This is a genomic window from Pseudomonas sp. PAMC25584 (assembly GCF_058135675.1).
Map to the genome: position 1 here is coordinate 115,252 of NZ_CM176870.1, position 17,598 is coordinate 132,849.

Sequence of the window (17,598 nt, forward strand, 5' to 3'; positions counted from 1 at the left end):
GGCGGGATTAGGTAGTGGTTTAACTGATGCCAATGATCCTCCTCCCGCGCAAGACTCTCTAGATACAGTTCACCTGTATTGTGAGGGGGCAGTTAACTGTTTATGGCTGCTGTACTGTACGGAAATGAGGCAACTGTACCTGTCTGCACTTAATCAGTGCAAAAACGGCATTTTTGAAGGAGTGTGTGGGATATTTCAGTAGGAAAAGACCAGTACAGCAGTACAGTTTTTCCAAGGAGAGGGGGGTGGTGCAACCGAGCTGATGAAACTGTGTGTGCATCAGCTCGGCTGTGTATCGATCAATCCTTGAGCATGTGCCCGGTTTCTTCCAGGTTAATGTGCCAGCTCAGTGCTTCGCGCAGGATGTGTGGGGTGTGGCCACCAATCGCACAAGCGTCGTTGAAGTACTTGTTCAGCGCGTCGCGGTAGGCTGGGTGCACACAGTTGTCGATGATCACCCGTGCGCGCTCCCGTGGCGCCAGGCCGCGCAGGTCGGCGAGGCCCACTTCGGTCACCAGGATGTCGACGTCATGCTCGGTGTGGTCGACGTGGCTGACCATTGGCACTACGCTGGAAATCGCCCCGGCCTTGGCAATCGATTTGGTTACGAAGATCGCCAGGTGCGCGTTACGAGCGAAGTCGCCCGAGCCGCCAATCCCGTTCATCATCCGTGTCCCGCACACGTGCGTGGAGTTGACGTTGCCGTAGATGTCGAACTCCAGCGCGGTGTTGATCGCGATGATGCCCAGGCGGCGAACCACTTCCGGGTGGTTGGAGATTTCCTGCGGGCGCAGCACCAGCTTGTCCTTGTAGTGCTCCAGGTTGCCGAACACGTCGCTGTTGCGACGCTCCGACAAGGTGATCGAACTGCCGGAGGCGAAGGTCAGCTTGCCGGCGTCAATCAGGTCGAACGTCGAGTCCTGCAGCACTTCCGAATACATGGTCAGGTCTTCGAACGGCGAATCGATCAAGCCACACATCACGGCGTTGGCGATGTTGCCGATCCCGGCCTGCAGCGGGCCGAGCTTATTGGTCATGCGGCCGGCGTCCACTTCCTGCTTGAGGAAGTTGATCAGGTGGCTGGCGATGCCTTGGGTTTCGGCGTCCGGCGGCGTCACTGTTGAAGGTGAGTCGGACTTGTTGGTGATCACGATGGCGACGATCTTCTCCGGCGGAATCGGGATCGCGGTGCTGCCAATGCGGTCGTCGACTTTTACCAGCGGGATCGGCGTGCGCGTCGGCCGATAGGTCGGGATGTAGATGTCGTGCAGACCTTCCAGGTTCGGGTTGTGCGCCATGTTGATCTCGACGATCACTTGCTTGGCGAAAATCGCGAAACTGGCCGAGTTGCCCACGGAAGTGGTCGGCACGATATGGCCTTGTTCGGTGATCGCGACGGCTTCGATCACGGCAATGTCAGGCAGCTTGAGTTGGTTGTTGCGCAGTTGCTCGACGGTTTCCGACAAATGCTGGTCGATAAACATCACTTCGCCGGCGTTGATCGCCTTGCGCAGGGTGCTGTCGACCTGGAACGGCATGCGTCGCGACAGCACGCCGGCTTCGGTCAGTTGCTTGTCGAGGTCGTTGCCCAGGCTGGCGCCGGTCATCAGGGTGATTTTCAGCGGCGACGTCTTGGCGCGCTCGGCCAGGGCTTGAGGCACGGCCTTGGCTTCACCGGCACGGGTGAAGCCGCTCATGCCGACGGTCATGCCGTCCTCAATCAGTGCGGCGGCATCAGCCGCGCTCATGACCTTGTTCAACAGCGAAGGCAAGCGGATACGATCACGGTACATGGATTGTTATCTCGGGATACGGAGGCAAGGTATGCAGTTTAGTGATTTCAAAAAATTTCGGCCCGCTACCATGGTCGAATGCCGGGCAGCGATTTAAGGCCTTTGGTCGGTTTTCATGCTGCAATAAAAAACCCTAGCCTACTGGAGGCCAGGGTTTCGGGTGTTGCGCTGGCGCAGTGTTATTCGACAGCCTTGACCATGTCTTCGATAACCTTCTTGGCGTCGCCGAAGACCATCATGGTTTTGTCCAGGTAGAACAACTCGTTGTCCAGGCCGGCATAGCCGCTGGCCATCGAGCGCTTGTTGACGATGATGGTCTTGGCCTTGAACGCTTCGAGGATCGGCATGCCGGCAATCGGCGAGTGCGGGTCGTTCTTGGCGGCCGGGTTGACCACGTCGTTCGCGCCGAGCACCAGTACTACGTCAGCCTGGCCGAATTCGGAGTTGATGTCTTCCATCTCGAACACCTGGTCGTAAGGCACTTCGGCCTCGGCCAGCAGCACGTTCATGTGTCCGGGCATACGGCCGGCCACCGGGTGGATCGCGTACTTTACGGTCACGCCGCGGTGGGTCAGCTTTTCGGTCAACTCCTTGAGTGCGTGCTGTGCGCGTGCCACTGCTAGGCCATAGCCCGGCACGATGATCACGGTATCGGCGTTGGTCAGCAGGAACGTGGCGTCGTCGGCCGAGCCGGACTTCACCGGGCGCGCTTCTTTTGAGCCGGCCGCAGCAGCGGTATCCGGCGCATTGCCGAAACCGCCGAGCAGCACATTAAAGAACGAGCGGTTCATCGCCTTGCACATGATGTACGACAGAATCGCGCCGCTTGAGCCCACCAGCGAGCCGGCGATGATCAGCATCGAGTTGTTCAGCGAGAAGCCGATCCCTGCCGCTGCCCAGCCGGAGTAGCTGTTGAGCATCGAGACCACCACCGGCATATCGGCGCCGCCGATCGGGATGATGATCAACACGCCCAGCACGAACGCCAGGGCCAGCATCAGCGCGAAGGCGCTGAGGTTGCCGGTGAACATGAAGGTGAGGCCAAGCCCCAGCGTGGTCAGGCCGAGCACCAGGTTCAGTTTGTGCTGGCCGGCGAACTGTACCGGTGCGCCTTGGAACAGACGGAACTTGTACTTGCCCGACAGCTTGCCGAAGGCGATCACCGAACCGGAGAAGGTGATAGCACCGATAGCGGCGCCAAGGAACAGCTCCAGGCGATTACCGGCGGGGATCGAGTCGCCCAAGTTTTTGACGATGCCCAAAGATTGCGGCTCGACCACGGCGGCAATGGCGATAAACACCGCTGCCAGGCCGATCATGCTATGCATGAAGGCGACCAGTTCCGGCATCTTGGTCATTTCCACGCGCTTGGCCATGATCGAACCGGCGGTGCCGCCGATCAGCAGGCCAACGATCACGTAGCCAATGCCGGCGGTGGCAAGCTCAGCGCCCAGCTTATAGATGAGGCCCACGGTGGTCAGTACCGCCAGCGCCATGCCGAGCATGCCGAACAGGTTGCCGCGTCGCGAAGTGGTTGGGTGCGACAGGCCTTTGAGGGCCTGGATGAAACAGATCGACGCAATCAGGTAGAGCGTCGTGACGAGATTCATGCTCATTACTTCGGCGCCTCTTCTTTTACTTTCGGGGCTTTCTTCTTGAACATCTCAAGCATCCTGCGAGTCACCAGGAAGCCGCCGAACACGTTGACCGCTGCCAGGGCCACGGCCAGGGTGCCCATGGTCTTGCCCAGCGGTGTAACGGTCAGTGCGGCGGCCAGCATCGCGCCGACGATCACGATTGCCGAGATCGCGTTGGTCACGGCCATCAGTGGCGTGTGCAGTGCGGGGGTAACGTTCCAGACCACGTGGTAACCGACATAAATCGCCAGCACAAAGATGATCAGGTTGTAGATACCGGGGGAGATAAGCTCTTCCATCGTCTGAATCCCTGCTTAGGCGTTTTTGCGGATGACTTGGCCGTCGCGGCACATCAGGCACGCGGCGACGATGTCGTCTTCGAGGTTGATTTCAAACTGCCCTTCCTTGTTGAAGACCAGCTTCAGGAAGTCCAGCAGGTTGCGCGCATACAGGGCCGACGCGTCAGCGGCGACGGCACCTGCCAGGTTGGTCGGGCCGCAAATGATCACCCCGTTTTCCACTACCACCTGATCGGCGACAGTCAGCGGGCAGTTGCCACCTTGAGCGGCGGCGAGGTCGATCACCACCGAGCCCGGCTTCATTTGTGCAACCGTATCGGCGCTGAGCAGGGTCGGGGCCTTGCGGCCCGGGATCAGGGCGGTGGTGATGACGATGTCGGCCTGCTTGGCGCGTTCGTGGACGGCCAGGGCCTGGCGTTGCATCCAACTGGTCGGCATCGGGCGTGCGTAACCACCGACGCCGACGGCGCATTCACGCTCTTCGTCGGTTTCGTAGGGCACGTCGACGAACTTGGCGCCGAGGGATTCAATCTGCTCCTTCACGGCCGGGCGCACGTCAGACGCTTCGATCACTGCGCCCAGGCGTTTCGCCGTGGCGATGGCCTGCAGGCCCGCGACGCCAGCGCCGAGGATCAGCACGCGCGCGGCTTTCACCGTACCGGCGGCAGTCATCAGCATTGGCATGAAGCGTGGGTAGTGATGGGCGGCCAGCAACACGGCCTTGTAACCGGCGATGTTGGCTTGGGACGACAGCACGTCGAGGCTCTGGGCCCGCGAAGTACGCGGCGCGGCTTCCAGCGCGAAGGCAGTGATGCCCTGCTCGGCCAGCTTGGCGATGGTTTCGTTGCTGAACGGATTGAGCATGCCCACCAACACGGTGCCGCTTTTGATCAGCGTCAGTTCGCTGTCGCTGGGGGCCACCACTTTTAGGATCAGCTCGGTGCCGAATGCATCGCTGGCGCTGCCTATGGTTGCACCTGCCGTTTCATAGGCACTGTCGACGATGCTGGCTTTAATACCCGCCCCGCTTTGTACAGTGACCTTATGGCCCTGGCCGATCAGCTTCTTGATGGTTTCCGGGGTGGCAGCCACCCGCGTTTCACCGGTCTGGGTTTCGAGAGGAACACCAATGTGCACGTCAAATCTCCTGCATGATCTTTTTGCTTTTGATCTTATTGTAAAAAGGCCAGCGCACCGTGAGTGGCACATCTGGGGCGGCCGATCAGCACGATCCCGCTGAAATGACAGCGGGGCGCGGCATTTTGCAGGCGAACTTTACGGCCTTCAAGGGATTATGACGGGTGACGAAAAATTAACTACAAGTCACCCTGTGACTGATTGCCGCAACGCTTTTAAATAACCCATTTAAATACAGATACTTAACATGACTATTTGGATTTTTCTCGGTTTCGCAATCGCCGTTGTGAATAGTCGGGCATTGGCCGGTAATAGTCGCTACAAGCCATGAGGGTTATGGCTTTGAGCCATATTTTCGTCGTACAAGTACAGTTTTCTTAAATGCGACATTTACGGATATCTGTAGTATTTGATGTTATCTGACTACATAGTCCATAAGTGGCGTTTGGTCCTTATATTCCTGGGCTGTAGCGCTGCGACTGGTCGATCAGCCAGTCCCTGAAGGCGTGCAGGGATGCGGATTCGACTTTTCTGTCAGGAATCATCAAGTAATACGCCTTCGAGTTGCTCAGCGCTTCGGGGCTTGCGATTACCAGTTGGTGCTCGTTCAGTTCGCGCTGGATGAGGAACGGTGGAATCAGCGCAATGCCCATGTCATGCATGGCCGCCTGGGACAACATCGAGAATAGCTCGTAACGGGGGCCCGTCATGTCGCGGGGGATGTTCAACTGTTGCGCGTTGAACCACTGGCGCCAGGCATAGGGCCGCGTGGTCTGCTGCAGCAATGGCAGTTCCGCGATTTCCTGTGGGCTGAAATGTGTGCGGCTGCCGAGTAAGCGCGGGCTGCACACGGGGACGGGGTTTTCTCCCATCAGCCGGTGGGACTCGGTACCGGACCAGTCGGCATCGCCGAAATAGATCGCGGCGTCGAATTCAGTGTCGGCAAACAGGAAGGGGCGCGTGCGGTTGGTGAGGTTGACCGTGACTTCCGGGTGCTGGCGCTGAAAGTCCTTGAGGCGAGGGATAAGCCATTGGGTGCCAAAGGTCGGCACCACCGCCAACTCGATGACGTTCGCGCCCTGCTGCCCCATGACCGACAAGGTGTCGCGCTCCACCGCGTCCAATTGCGTGGCGACGCGACGGCTATACGACAGGCCCGCTTCTGTCAGCTTGACCCCGCGCCGCGAGCGGCGAAACAGCTCGACACTTAAAAACTCCTCAAGGCTGGCGATCTGCCTGCAAATGGCGCCCTGAGTGATGGAAAGCTCCTGCGCAGCCTTGGTAAAGCTCTCGTGGCGGGCCGCAGCTTCAAAGCTGACAAGGGCGGTGGTGCTGGGGATTTTTCTGCGCATGTACCTTGTCCTCACTTATAAGGCGCATTTGCGCCCTTCTCGGCTATTACGGAGTGAGAAATTAGCACAAGCCTATGCAAAAACCTCGTTTGCCCTCTGCGCTTGCCGGGCCTAGTCTGCATCCACGACTTCTGATTTTCTTTGCGAGGACTTATTCATGGCTGGCAAGGCAAGCTTCAACTGGATCGATCCACTGCTGCTGGATCAACAGCTCACCGAAGAAGAGCGCATGGTGCGCGACAGTGCTGAGCAATTCGCCCAGGACAAGTTGGCGCCAAGGGTGCTCGAAGCCTTCCGCCATGAAAAGACCGACCCTGAGATCTTTCGCGAGATGGGTGAGACCGGCCTGTTGGGCGCGATGATTCCCGAGCAGTACGGCGGCAGTGGCCTGAATTATGTCTGCTACGGGTTGATTGCACGTGAGGTCGAGCGAGTCGACTCCGGTTATCGCTCGATGATGAGTGTGCAGTCTTCACTGGTCATGGTGCCGATCAATGAGTTCGGCACCGAAGCGCAAAAACAGAAATACCTGCCGAAACTGGCGTCGGGTGAGTGGATCGGTTGCTTCGGTCTGACCGAGCCTGACCACGGGTCCGACCCTGGCGCGATGATTACCCGGGCGCGCAAGGTAGATGGCGGCTACAGCCTGACCGGCGCCAAGATGTGGATCACCAACAGCCCGATTGCCGATGTATTCGTGGTGTGGGGCAAGGACGATGCCGGTGATATCCGCGGTTTTGTCCTGGAGAAAGGCTGGAAGGGCCTGAGCGCTCCGGCGATTCACGGCAAGGTCGGCCTGCGGGCTTCCATTACCGGCGAGATCGTCATGGACAATGTGTTCGTGCCCGACGAGAACATCTTCCCGGATGTGCGTGGCTTGAAAGGCCCCTTCACCTGCCTTAACTCCGCTCGCTACGGGATCTCCTGGGGTGCGCTGGGGGCTGCCGAGTTCTGCTGGCACACCGCTCGCCAGTACACCCTTGATCGTCATCAGTTCGGTCGGCCATTGGCAGCGACCCAGCTTATCCAGAAGAAGCTCGCGGACATGCAGACCGAGATCACCTTGGCCTTGCAAGGTTGCCTGCGCCTGGGGCGGATGAAGGATGAAGGCACTGCGGCGGTGGAAATTACTTCGATCATGAAGCGCAATTCCTGCGGCAAGTCGCTAGATATCGCACGCATGGCGCGGGATATGCTGGGCGGCAACGGCATCTCCGATGAGTTCGGGGTGGCGCGTCACCTGGTAAACCTGGAGGTGGTGAACACCTATGAAGGTACCCACGATGTACACGCCTTGATTCTGGGGCGTGCGCAAACCGGTCTTCAGGCGTTCTATTAATAGGAGCACGGGCATGGGCGCGCTTTCGCATCTGCGGGTACTGGATTTGTCGCGAGTACTGGCGGGCCCCTGGGCCGGGCAGATTCTCGCGGATCTTGGGGCTGAAGTGATCAAGGTCGAGCGGCCGGGTAATGGTGACGACACGCGTGCCTGGGGGCCCCCCTTCCTCAGGGACGCGTATGGCGAGAACACCAGTGAGGCGGCGTATTACCTGTCCGCCAACCGCAACAAAGAGTCGGTGACCATCGACTTCACGCAGCCGGAGGGGCAGAAGCTGGTGCGTGACCTGGCGGCGAAGTCCGACATCCTCATCGAGAATTTCAAGGTGGGCGGCCTGGCGGCGTATGGGTTGGACTATGCGTCGCTCAAGGAGGCCAACCCGGCGTTGATCTATTGCTCTATCACCGGGTTTGGCCAGACGGGGCCTTATGCGACTCGTGCAGGCTACGACTTCATGATCCAGGGGTTGGGCGGACTCATGAGCCTGACGGGGCGGCCTGAGGGTGATGAGGGGGCGGGGCCGGTGAAGGTGGGGGTGGCGCTGACTGACATCCTCACGGGGCTCTATTCAACGGTGGCGATCCTGGCGGCGCTGGCTCATCGCGAGCGTGATGGCGGCGGGCAACATATTGATATGGCGCTGCTGGATGTGCAGGTGGCTTGCTTGGCTAACCAGGCGATGAACTACCTGACGACAGGTGTGCCGCCAAAGCGCCTGGGCAATGCGCATCCGAATATCGTGCCCTATCAGGATTTTCCCACGGCCGATGGTGACTTCATCCTGACGGTGGGGAATGATGGGCAGTTCCGTAAGTTCGCGGAGGTTGCGGGTCAGCCGCAGTGGGCGGATGACCCGCGTTTCGCGACCAATAAGGTGCGGGTGGCCAATCGTGCGGAACTGATTCCCTTGATTCGCCAGGCGACGGTGTTCAAGACGACGGCCGAATGGGTGTCGCAACTGGAGCGAGTCGGCGTGCCGTGTGGGCCGATCAATGATCTGGCGCAGGTGTTCGCGGATGCCCAGGTCAAGGCGCGCGGGCTGGCGATTGAGTTGCCTCACGCACTGGCGGGGATGGTGCCGCAGGTTGCCAGTCCCATCCGGTTATCCAAGACCCCCGTGGAGTACCGCAGTGCGCCTCCTTTATTAGGTGAGCATACGGTCAGGGTGTTGCAGGAAGTACTGGGGTTGATGCCGGCAAATGTGGCTGCTTTAAAAGAGGCAGGGGTTATCTGAGTCCTCTCTTCTATATAGAGCGCGGTGAAGAGCGCTATATAGAAGAAAGTTGGTGATTTTTTAGCCAATTCTAACTAATGGTTAAATAAGCAAAATTAAGGGTTGACGGCAAATCCTGTACGTCTATAATTCGCCCCACTTCCGGCGCAGTCGAAACGGAAAACTCCTTGGTAAACAAAGAGTTATGCGAGATTCGACAGCGGCCTGCTTCAGTTCATCGAAGCCTGGAAGGAGTTGGTAGATCAGTGTTGTTTGGCTCTATTAACGTTTCGATCTTCTCGGTCGAAAGCGGAGAAAAAGAGGTGTTGACAGCAGCGTGTAACGCTGTAGAATTCGCCTCCCGCTAACGAGAGATCGGAAGCGCAAGTGGTTGAAGTTACAAAGGAAACTTTGAAAACTTCTGAAAATAATCACTTGACAGCAAATGAGGCTGCTGTAGAATGCGCGCCTCGGTTGAGACGAAAGATCTTAACCAACCGCTCTTTAACAACTGAATCAAGCAATTCGTGTGGGTGCTTGTGGAGTCAGACTGATAGTCAACAAGATTATCAGCATCACAAGTTACTCCGCGAGAAATCAAAGATGTAACCAACGATTGCTGAGCCAAGTTTAGGGTTTCTTAAAAACCCAAAGATGTTTGAACTGAAGAGTTTGATCATGGCTCAGATTGAACGCTGGCGGCAGGCCTAACACATGCAAGTCGAGCGGTAGAGAGAAGCTTGCTTCTCTTGAGAGCGGCGGACGGGTGAGTAATGCCTAGGAATCTGCCTGGTAGTGGGGGATAACGTTCGGAAACGGACGCTAATACCGCATACGTCCTACGGGAGAAAGCAGGGGACCTTCGGGCCTTGCGCTATCAGATGAGCCTAGGTCGGATTAGCTAGTTGGTGAGGTAATGGCTCACCAAGGCAACGATCCGTAACTGGTCTGAGAGGATGATCAGTCACACTGGAACTGAGACACGGTCCAGACTCCTACGGGAGGCAGCAGTGGGGAATATTGGACAATGGGCGAAAGCCTGATCCAGCCATGCCGCGTGTGTGAAGAAGGTCTTCGGATTGTAAAGCACTTTAAGTTGGGAGGAAGAGCAGTTACCTAATACGTGATTGTTTTGACGTTACCGACAGAATAAGCACCGGCTAACTCTGTGCCAGCAGCCGCGGTAATACAGAGGGTGCAAGCGTTAATCGGAATTACTGGGCGTAAAGCGCGCGTAGGTGGTTAGTTAAGTTGGATGTGAAATCCCCGGGCTCAACCTGGGAACTGCATTCAAAACTGACTGACTAGAGTATGGTAGAGGGTGGTGGAATTTCCTGTGTAGCGGTGAAATGCGTAGATATAGGAAGGAACACCAGTGGCGAAGGCGACCACCTGGACTGATACTGACACTGAGGTGCGAAAGCGTGGGGAGCAAACAGGATTAGATACCCTGGTAGTCCACGCCGTAAACGATGTCAACTAGCCGTTGGGAGCCTTGAGCTCTTAGTGGCGCAGCTAACGCATTAAGTTGACCGCCTGGGGAGTACGGCCGCAAGGTTAAAACTCAAATGAATTGACGGGGGCCCGCACAAGCGGTGGAGCATGTGGTTTAATTCGAAGCAACGCGAAGAACCTTACCAGGCCTTGACATCCAATGAACTTTCTAGAGATAGATTGGTGCCTTCGGGAACATTGAGACAGGTGCTGCATGGCTGTCGTCAGCTCGTGTCGTGAGATGTTGGGTTAAGTCCCGTAACGAGCGCAACCCTTGTCCTTAGTTACCAGCACGTAATGGTGGGCACTCTAAGGAGACTGCCGGTGACAAACCGGAGGAAGGTGGGGATGACGTCAAGTCATCATGGCCCTTACGGCCTGGGCTACACACGTGCTACAATGGTCGGTACAGAGGGTTGCCAAGCCGCGAGGTGGAGCTAATCCCAGAAAACCGATCGTAGTCCGGATCGCAGTCTGCAACTCGACTGCGTGAAGTCGGAATCGCTAGTAATCGCGAATCAGAATGTCGCGGTGAATACGTTCCCGGGCCTTGTACACACCGCCCGTCACACCATGGGAGTGGGTTGCACCAGAAGTAGCTAGTCTAACCTTCGGGAGGACGGTTACCACGGTGTGATTCATGACTGGGGTGAAGTCGTAACAAGGTAGCCGTAGGGGAACCTGCGGCTGGATCACCTCCTTAATCGACGACATCAGCTGCTCCATAAGTTCCCACACGAATTGCTTGATTCATTGAAGAAGACGATAAGAAGCAGCCCGAAATTGGGTCTGTAGCTCAGTTGGTTAGAGCGCACCCCTGATAAGGGTGAGGTCGGCAGTTCGAATCTGCCCAGACCCACCAATTTTGTGTGGGAACCTGTAGAAATACGGGGCCATAGCTCAGCTGGGAGAGCGCCTGCCTTGCACGCAGGAGGTCAACGGTTCGATCCCGTTTGGCTCCACCACTACTGCTTCTAGAAGTTGAAAGCTTAGAAATGAGCATTCCATCGTAATGATGGTGAATGTTGATTTCTAGTCTTTGATTAGATCGTTCTTTAAAAATTTGGGTATGTGATAGAAAGATAGACTGAACGTTACTTTCACTGGTAACGGATCAGGCTAAGGTAAAATTTGTGAGTTGCTCTTAATTGAGTATTATCGAATTTTCGGCGAATGTCGTCTTCACAGTATAACCAGATTGCTTGGGGTTATATGGTCAAGTGAAGAAGCGCACACGGTGGATGCCTTGGCAGTCAGAGGCGATGAAAGACGTGGTAGCCTGCGAAAAGCTTCGGGGAGTCGGCAAACAGACTTTGATCCGGAGATGTCTGAATGGGGGAACCCAGCCATCATAAGATGGTTACCTTACACTGAATACATAGGTGTAAGGGGCGAACCAGGGGAACTGAAACATCTAAGTACCCTGAGGAAAAGAAATCAACCGAGATTCCCTTAGTAGTGGCGAGCGAACGGGGACTAGCCCTTAAGTGGCTTTGAGATTAGCGGAACGTTCTGGAAAGTACGGCCATAGTGGGTGATAGCCCTGTACGCGAAAATCTCTTAGTCATGAAATCGAGTAGGACGGAGCACGAGAAACTTTGTCTGAATATGGGGGGACCATCCTCCAAGGCTAAATACTACTGACTGACCGATAGTGAACTAGTACCGTGAGGGAAAGGCGAAAAGAACCCCGGAGAGGGGAGTGAAATAGATCCTGAAACCGTATGCGTACAAGCAGTGGGAGCCTACTTGTTAGGTGACTGCGTACCTTTTGTATAATGGGTCAGCGACTTATTTTCAGTGGCGAGCTTAACCGAATAGGGGAGGCGTAGCGAAAGCGAGTCTTAATAGGGCGTCTAGTCGCTGGGAATAGACCCGAAACCGGGCGATCTATCCATGGGCAGGTTGAAGGTTGGGTAACACTAACTGGAGGACCGAACCGACTACCGTTGAAAAGTTAGCGGATGACCTGTGGATCGGAGTGAAAGGCTAATCAAGCTCGGAGATAGCTGGTTCTCCTCGAAAGCTATTTAGGTAGCGCCTCATGTATCACTGTAGGGGGTAGAGCACTGTTTCGGCTAGGGGGTCATCCCGACTTACCAAACCGATGCAAACTCCGAATACCTACAAGTGCCGAGCATGGGAGACACACGGCGGGTGCTAACGTCCGTCGTGAAAAGGGAAACAACCCAGACCGTCAGCTAAGGTCCCAAAGTTATGGTTAAGTGGGAAACGATGTGGGAAGGCTTAGACAGCTAGGAGGTTGGCTTAGAAGCAGCCACCCTTTAAAGAAAGCGTAATAGCTCACTAGTCGAGTCGGCCTGCGCGGAAGATGTAACGGGGCTCAAACCATACACCGAAGCTACGGGTATCACTTAGGTGATGCGGTAGAGGAGCGTTCTGTAAGCCTGTGAAGGTGAGTTGAGAAGCTTGCTGGAGGTATCAGAAGTGCGAATGCTGACATGAGTAACGATAATGGGTGTGAAAAACACCCACGCCGAAAGACCAAGGTTTCCTGCGCAACGTTAATCGACGCAGGGTTAGTCGGTCCCTAAGGCGAGGCTGAAAAGCGTAGTCGATGGAAAACAGGTTAATATTCCTGTACTTCTGGTTATTGCGATGGAGGGACGGAGAAGGCTAGGCCAGCTTGGCGTTGGTTGTCCAAGTTTAAGGTGGTAGGCTGGAATCTTAGGTAAATCCGGGATTCTAAGGCCGAGAGCTGATGACGAGTTAACTTTTAGTTAACGAAGTGGTTGATGCCATGCTTCCAAGAAAAGCTTCTAAGCTTCAGGTAACCAGGAACCGTACCCCAAACCGACACAGGTGGTTGGGTAGAGAATACCAAGGCGCTTGAGAGAACTCGGGTGAAGGAACTAGGCAAAATGGCACCGTAACTTCGGGAGAAGGTGCGCCGGTGAGGGTGAAGGACTTGCTCCGTAAGCTCATGCCGGTCGAAGATACCAGGCCGCTGCGACTGTTTATTAAAAACACAGCACTCTGCAAACACGAAAGTGGACGTATAGGGTGTGACGCCTGCCCGGTGCCGGAAGGTTAATTGATGGGGTTAGCTAACGCGAAGCTCTTGATCGAAGCCCCGGTAAACGGCGGCCGTAACTATAACGGTCCTAAGGTAGCGAAATTCCTTGTCGGGTAAGTTCCGACCTGCACGAATGGCGTAACGATGGCGGCGCTGTCTCCACCCGAGACTCAGTGAAATTGAAATCGCTGTGAAGATGCAGTGTATCCGCGGCTAGACGGAAAGACCCCGTGAACCTTTACTATAGCTTTGCACTGGACTTTGAATTTGCTTGTGTAGGATAGGTGGGAGGCTTTGAAGCGTGGACGCTAGTTCGCGTGGAGCCAACCTTGAAATACCACCCTGGCAACTTTGAGGTTCTAACTCAGGTCCGTTATCCGGATCGAGGACAGTGTATGGTGGGTAGTTTGACTGGGGCGGTCTCCTCCTAAAGAGTAACGGAGGAGTACGAAGGTGCGCTCAGACCGGTCGGAAATCGGTCGTAGAGTATAAAGGCAAAAGCGCGCTTGACTGCGAGACAGACACGTCGAGCAGGTACGAAAGTAGGTCTTAGTGATCCGGTGGTTCTGTATGGAAGGGCCATCGCTCAACGGATAAAAGGTACTCCGGGGATAACAGGCTGATACCGCCCAAGAGTTCATATCGACGGCGGTGTTTGGCACCTCGATGTCGGCTCATCACATCCTGGGGCTGAAGCCGGTCCCAAGGGTATGGCTGTTCGCCATTTAAAGTGGTACGCGAGCTGGGTTTAGAACGTCGTGAGACAGTTCGGTCCCTATCTGCCGTGGACGTTTGAGATTTGAGAGGGGCTGCTCCTAGTACGAGAGGACCGGAGTGGACGAACCTCTGGTGTTCCGGTTGTCACGCCAGTGGCATTGCCGGGTAGCTATGTTCGGAATAGATAACCGCTGAAAGCATCTAAGCGGGAAACTAGCCTCAAGATGAGATCTCACTGGGACCTTGAGTCCCCTGAAGGGCCGTCGAAGACTACGACGTTGATAGGTTGGGTGTGTAAGCGCTGTGAGGCGTTGAGCTAACCAATACTAATTGCCCGTGAGGCTTGACCATATAACACCCAAGCAATTTGACTACTCGAAAGAGCATCAGATTGCGGTGTGTGAAGACGAAACGAACCGAAAGTTCGAATCTCACAAAACACCGAAAGCTATCACATACCCAATTTGCTGAAGCGAGGCCAGCTGGCCACGACTCAGTACCCGAATTTCTTGACGACCATAGAGCATTGGAACCACCTGATCCCATCCCGAACTCAGCAGTGAAACGATGCATCGCCGATGGTAGTGTGGGGTTTCCCCATGTGAGAGTAGGTCATCGTCAAGATTAAATTCCAGAACCCCTGTTTGCTTGCGCAGACAGGGGTTTTGTTTTAGTAGAAGTCCACGAATTTCACTGGGACGTTGCCAACGCAACGATCTGGTACACAGAATTTCTTGACGACCATAGAGCATTGGAACCACCTGATCCCATCCCGAACTCAGCAGTGAAACGATGCATCGCCGATGGTAGTGTGGGGTTTCCCCATGTGAGAGTAGGTCATCGTCAAGATTGAATTTCGAAACCCCTGTCTGCTAGCGCAGACAGGGGTTTTGTCGTTTATGGCGTTTGCTTTGGCCACACATCCGCTCAGATAACCCGCGGCCTATGATCAATGGCCAACCTTCTTGAAAGACTGCAAGACTTTGCAGTTTCGGGCACCTTACCGGGACCACCGGTCGGTTTCCCACTCAAAAAGAGGATCTTTCTCACAAAACCTTAAGATTCCACTTCATTTGGCCGAAAGCCTGATGAGCCATGCGTGCACCGATTTAGGGCGACCCAAGCGTCCACCTATGCGTTACATGGATGTTCCACCCTGCACGCTCCCCCCCTTTGGCAAAAGAAGTCGATGAAATGAATCTAAAGTTCAGTCATAAAATTCTGTTGGCCGCGTCAGGCGTCGTCGTCCTGGCTTTCGCTTTATTCACGCTGTACAACGATTATCTGCAACGCACCACCATCAAGCAAAACCTGGAGTCTTCCATCCAGCAATCCGGTGAGCTCACCGCAAGCAGTGTGCAGAACTGGCTCAGTGGCCGTGTGTTGGTACTCGAAAACCTGGCGCAAAACGTGGCTCATCAGGGGAGCGCTGCAGACCTTCCTGGCTTGGTGGATCAACCCGCGCTCACCTCGAACTTCCAGTTCACTTACGTCGGCCAAACCAACGGCGTGTTCACCCAACGCCCCGATGCAAAAATGCCCGACGGTTATGATCCGCGCCAGCGCCCTTGGTACAAGCAAGCCGTGGCTGCTGACAAAACCATGCTGACGCCGCCTTATATGGCTGCCGTTGGCGGACAGATCGTGACCATCGCCATGCCGGTGAAAAAGAATGGCGAGTTGCTGGGCGTGGTCGGCGGTGACCTGAGCCTGCAAACCCTGGTGAAGATCATCAATTCGGTAGACTTCGGCGGCATCGGCCATGCGTTCCTGGTCAGCGGCGACGGCCAAGTCATCGTTAGTCCTGATCAGGACCAGGTGATGAAGAACCTCAAGGACATCTACCCAGGCACCCGCGTAAGCATCGAGAAGCTAAACCAGGATGTTGTCCTCAACGGCCAGGATCGCATTCTGTCCTTCACCCCTATCAGCGGTTTGCCGGGTGCAGACTGGTACATCGGCTTGTCGATCGATAAAGATAAAGCCTACGCCCCTCTGGGTAAATTCCGCACGTCCGCGCTGATTGCCATGCTGATTGCCGTGGTGGCGATTGCAGTGCTCTTGAGCCTGCTGATCCAAGTGCTGCTACGGCCGCTGACAACCATGGGCGTTGCCATGCAGGACATCGCTCAGGGCGAGGGTGACCTGACCCGCCGCCTGAATGTGACCAGCAAAGATGAGTTTGGCGAGGTAGGTAGCGCGTTCAACCAGTTCGTCGAGCGTATCCACGCCTCCATTTCCGAGGTTTCCTCGGCAACGCGCCAGGTGCATGACCTGTCGCAGCGCGTAATGGCGTCGTCCAACGCCTCGATCATCGGTTCTGACGAGCAGAGTGCGCGCACCAACAGCGTCGCGGCGGCAATCAACGAACTGGGCGCCGCTACCCAGGAAATCGCGCGTAACGCAGCCGATGCTTCCCAGCACGCCAGCGGTGCCAGCGAGCAGGCTGACGATGGGCGCAAAGTGGTGGAGAAAACCATCCTGGCGATGTCGGAACTGTCGCAAAAGATTAGCCTGTCCTGCACCCAGATCGAGACTCTGAATGCCAGCACCGATAACATCGGCCACATTCTTGATGTAATCAAAGGCATCTCCCAGCAGACCAACCTGCTCGCGCTCAACGCCGCGATCGAGGCCGCCCGTGCCGGGGAAGCTGGCCGTGGGTTTGCCGTGGTCGCCGATGAAGTGCGTAACCTGGCTCACCGTACCCAGGAGTCGGCCGAAGAAATCCACAAAATGATTACTTCGCTGCAAGTGGGTTCGCGTGAGGCGGTGACCACCATGAACGCCAGCCAGACCTCCAGCGAAGAGAGCGTCGTAGTCGCCAACCAGGCCGGCGAGCGCCTAATCAGCGTGACGCAACGGATTGTTGAAATCGACGGCATGAACCAATCGGTCGCCGCCGCCACCGAGGAGCAGACCGCCGTAGTGGAAACCCTCAACGTCGATATCAATCAGATCAACCTGTTGAACCAGCAAGGCGTGGTCAACCTCAACGAAACGTTGAAAGACTGCGACGCACTGTCCCAACAGGCCAACCGCTTAAAACAACTGGTTGACAGTTTCAAGATCTGACCCCGATGGCAGAGGAGTGAGGCCTCTCGCTCCTACTGCTTAGCCAAGCATCTGTCGGACATTATCCAATGCGCCGTCGGCGAAGCTCTGCATAAAGTGTTCGAACCCTTCCTGCGCGGTATCGACCGGTTCGCCGATGAGCGTCCAGGTCGCCCTGGAACAGCCTGAATCCATTGCTTCCACACGCATTGCCGCCCACAGGCGGGCCACGCCCAAGGTGTTGTAGACGGTGGTCCAGGTCATGTACATGGCCTCTTCGTCACGGCTGTTGAGTTGCTCCACGGCACAATGGCCATCGTGGAAATACTTCGTGCGCAAAGCGCCTACACCGGTGCCGATTATTTCAATGTGCGACAAGGCGGGAATGAACGCATCAAAGCCTGCAAACTCACCCACCAAGCCCCACAGCCTGGCGGCCTCGCAGGCGACTACGACAGAGGCCACGACTGGCGTGCCCCGGGGGTTGCGGATCAATGTATCGGGTTGCAACGGTTTCATGAGGTTG

General features: G+C 56.0%; 9 protein-coding genes, 2 tRNA genes and 4 rRNA genes. 9 read left to right on the plus strand and 6 right to left on the minus strand.

Going from position 1 to position 17,598, the window contains the following annotated elements:
• Nucleotides 1-299: 299 nt before the first annotated feature.
• The 5 genes from scpC to ACS5Q8_RS00600 form a co-directional block, all read right to left on the minus strand.
• On the minus strand, nucleotides 300-1,793 hold the full coding sequence (scpC, locus tag ACS5Q8_RS00580) for a succinyl-CoA:acetate CoA-transferase ScpC (RefSeq protein WP_276195686.1): 1,494 nt from the start codon (nucleotides 1,791-1,793) through the stop codon (nucleotides 300-302).
• A 179-nt stretch (nucleotides 1,794-1,972) separates the two neighbouring features.
• Nucleotides 1,973-3,409 (minus strand): NAD(P)(+) transhydrogenase (Re/Si-specific) subunit beta, encoded by a 1,437-nt coding sequence (locus tag ACS5Q8_RS00585; RefSeq protein ID WP_426101975.1) that lies wholly within the window; start codon nucleotides 3,407-3,409, stop codon nucleotides 1,973-1,975.
• Complete coding sequence (locus tag ACS5Q8_RS00590; RefSeq protein WP_003187417.1) at nucleotides 3,409-3,729, minus strand: NAD(P) transhydrogenase subunit alpha part 2; 321 nt, start codon at nucleotides 3,727-3,729, stop codon at nucleotides 3,409-3,411. Before ACS5Q8_RS00590 ends, ACS5Q8_RS00585 begins: the two co-directional genes overlap by 1 nt.
• Before the next feature lie 15 nt (nucleotides 3,730-3,744).
• Nucleotides 3,745-4,866, minus strand: a complete 1,122-nt coding sequence (locus ACS5Q8_RS00595) for a Re/Si-specific NAD(P)(+) transhydrogenase subunit alpha (RefSeq protein ID WP_276195691.1) — start codon at nucleotides 4,864-4,866, stop codon at nucleotides 3,745-3,747.
• A gap of 452 nt (nucleotides 4,867-5,318) precedes the next feature.
• Entirely contained in the window at nucleotides 5,319-6,218 is a 900-nt protein-coding gene (locus ACS5Q8_RS00600) for a LysR family transcriptional regulator (RefSeq protein ID WP_465159728.1), read from the minus strand.
• Between the two features lie 157 nt (nucleotides 6,219-6,375).
• Between ACS5Q8_RS00600 and ACS5Q8_RS00605 the strand changes: the two genes are divergently transcribed.
• From ACS5Q8_RS00605 to ACS5Q8_RS00645, 9 genes are all read left to right on the plus strand, one after another.
• Complete coding sequence (locus ACS5Q8_RS00605; RefSeq protein WP_276195693.1) at nucleotides 6,376-7,557, plus strand: acyl-CoA dehydrogenase; 1,182 nt, start codon at nucleotides 6,376-6,378, stop codon at nucleotides 7,555-7,557.
• 13 nt (nucleotides 7,558-7,570) lie between these two features.
• The gene (locus tag ACS5Q8_RS00610) at nucleotides 7,571-8,791 is read left to right on the plus strand and encodes a CaiB/BaiF CoA transferase family protein (protein WP_465159729.1); all 1,221 of its coding nucleotides are present in this window, start codon (nucleotides 7,571-7,573) and stop codon (nucleotides 8,789-8,791) included.
• 639 nt (nucleotides 8,792-9,430) lie between these two features.
• Nucleotides 9,431-10,967 (plus strand): 16S ribosomal RNA (locus tag ACS5Q8_RS00615).
• Between the two features lie 82 nt (nucleotides 10,968-11,049).
• Nucleotides 11,050-11,126 (plus strand) — tRNA-Ile (locus ACS5Q8_RS00620).
• A gap of 27 nt (nucleotides 11,127-11,153) precedes the next feature.
• Nucleotides 11,154-11,229: transfer RNA gene (locus ACS5Q8_RS00625), tRNA-Ala, on the plus strand.
• Nucleotides 11,230-11,478: 249 nt separating this feature from the next.
• A 23S ribosomal RNA gene (locus ACS5Q8_RS00630) occupies nucleotides 11,479-14,369 on the plus strand.
• Nucleotides 14,370-14,526: 157 nt separating this feature from the next.
• A 5S ribosomal RNA gene (gene rrf, locus ACS5Q8_RS00635) occupies nucleotides 14,527-14,642 on the plus strand.
• A 109-nt stretch (nucleotides 14,643-14,751) separates the two neighbouring features.
• Nucleotides 14,752-14,867: ribosomal RNA gene (gene rrf, locus ACS5Q8_RS00640) — 5S ribosomal RNA — on the plus strand.
• The 16S, 23S and 5S rRNA genes sit together here with 2 tRNA genes alongside, the layout of an rRNA operon.
• Nucleotides 14,868-15,212: 345 nt before the next feature.
• The gene (locus ACS5Q8_RS00645; protein ID WP_276195695.1) at nucleotides 15,213-17,093 is read left to right on the plus strand and encodes a methyl-accepting chemotaxis protein; all 1,881 of its coding nucleotides are present in this window, start codon (nucleotides 15,213-15,215) and stop codon (nucleotides 17,091-17,093) included.
• 39 nt (nucleotides 17,094-17,132) lie between these two features.
• On the opposite strand, the gene ACS5Q8_RS00650 is transcribed toward ACS5Q8_RS00645, so the two are convergent.
• Entirely contained in the window at nucleotides 17,133-17,591 is a 459-nt protein-coding gene (locus tag ACS5Q8_RS00650) for an SRPBCC family protein (protein ID WP_276195696.1), read from the minus strand.
• Nucleotides 17,592-17,598 lie beyond the last annotated feature (7 nt).

What these genes read in the sequence shown, in the direction of transcription:
- ACS5Q8_RS00590 (WP_003187417.1), bottom strand. Translation starts at nt 3,729, where the DNA reads ATGGAAGAGCTTATCTCCCCCGGTATCTACAACCTGATCATCTTTGTG.
- ACS5Q8_RS00610 (WP_465159729.1), top strand. Translation starts at nt 7,571, where the DNA reads ATGGGCGCGCTTTCGCATCTGCGGGTACTGGATTTGTCGCGAGTACTG.
- scpC (WP_276195686.1), bottom strand. Translation starts at nt 1,793, where the DNA reads ATGTACCGTGATCGTATCCGCTTGCCTTCGCTGTTGAACAAGGTCATG.
- ACS5Q8_RS00605 (WP_276195693.1), top strand. Translation starts at nt 6,376, where the DNA reads ATGGCTGGCAAGGCAAGCTTCAACTGGATCGATCCACTGCTGCTGGAT.
- ACS5Q8_RS00585 (WP_426101975.1), bottom strand. Translation starts at nt 3,409, where the DNA reads ATGAGCATGAATCTCGTCACGACGCTCTACCTGATTGCGTCGATCTGT.
- ACS5Q8_RS00645 (WP_276195695.1), top strand. Translation starts at nt 15,213, where the DNA reads ATGAATCTAAAGTTCAGTCATAAAATTCTGTTGGCCGCGTCAGGCGTC.
- ACS5Q8_RS00600 (WP_465159728.1), bottom strand. Translation starts at nt 6,218, where the DNA reads ATGCGCAGAAAAATCCCCAGCACCACCGCCCTTGTCAGCTTTGAAGCT.
- ACS5Q8_RS00650 (WP_276195696.1), bottom strand. Translation starts at nt 17,591, where the DNA reads ATGAAACCGTTGCAACCCGATACATTGATCCGCAACCCCCGGGGCACG.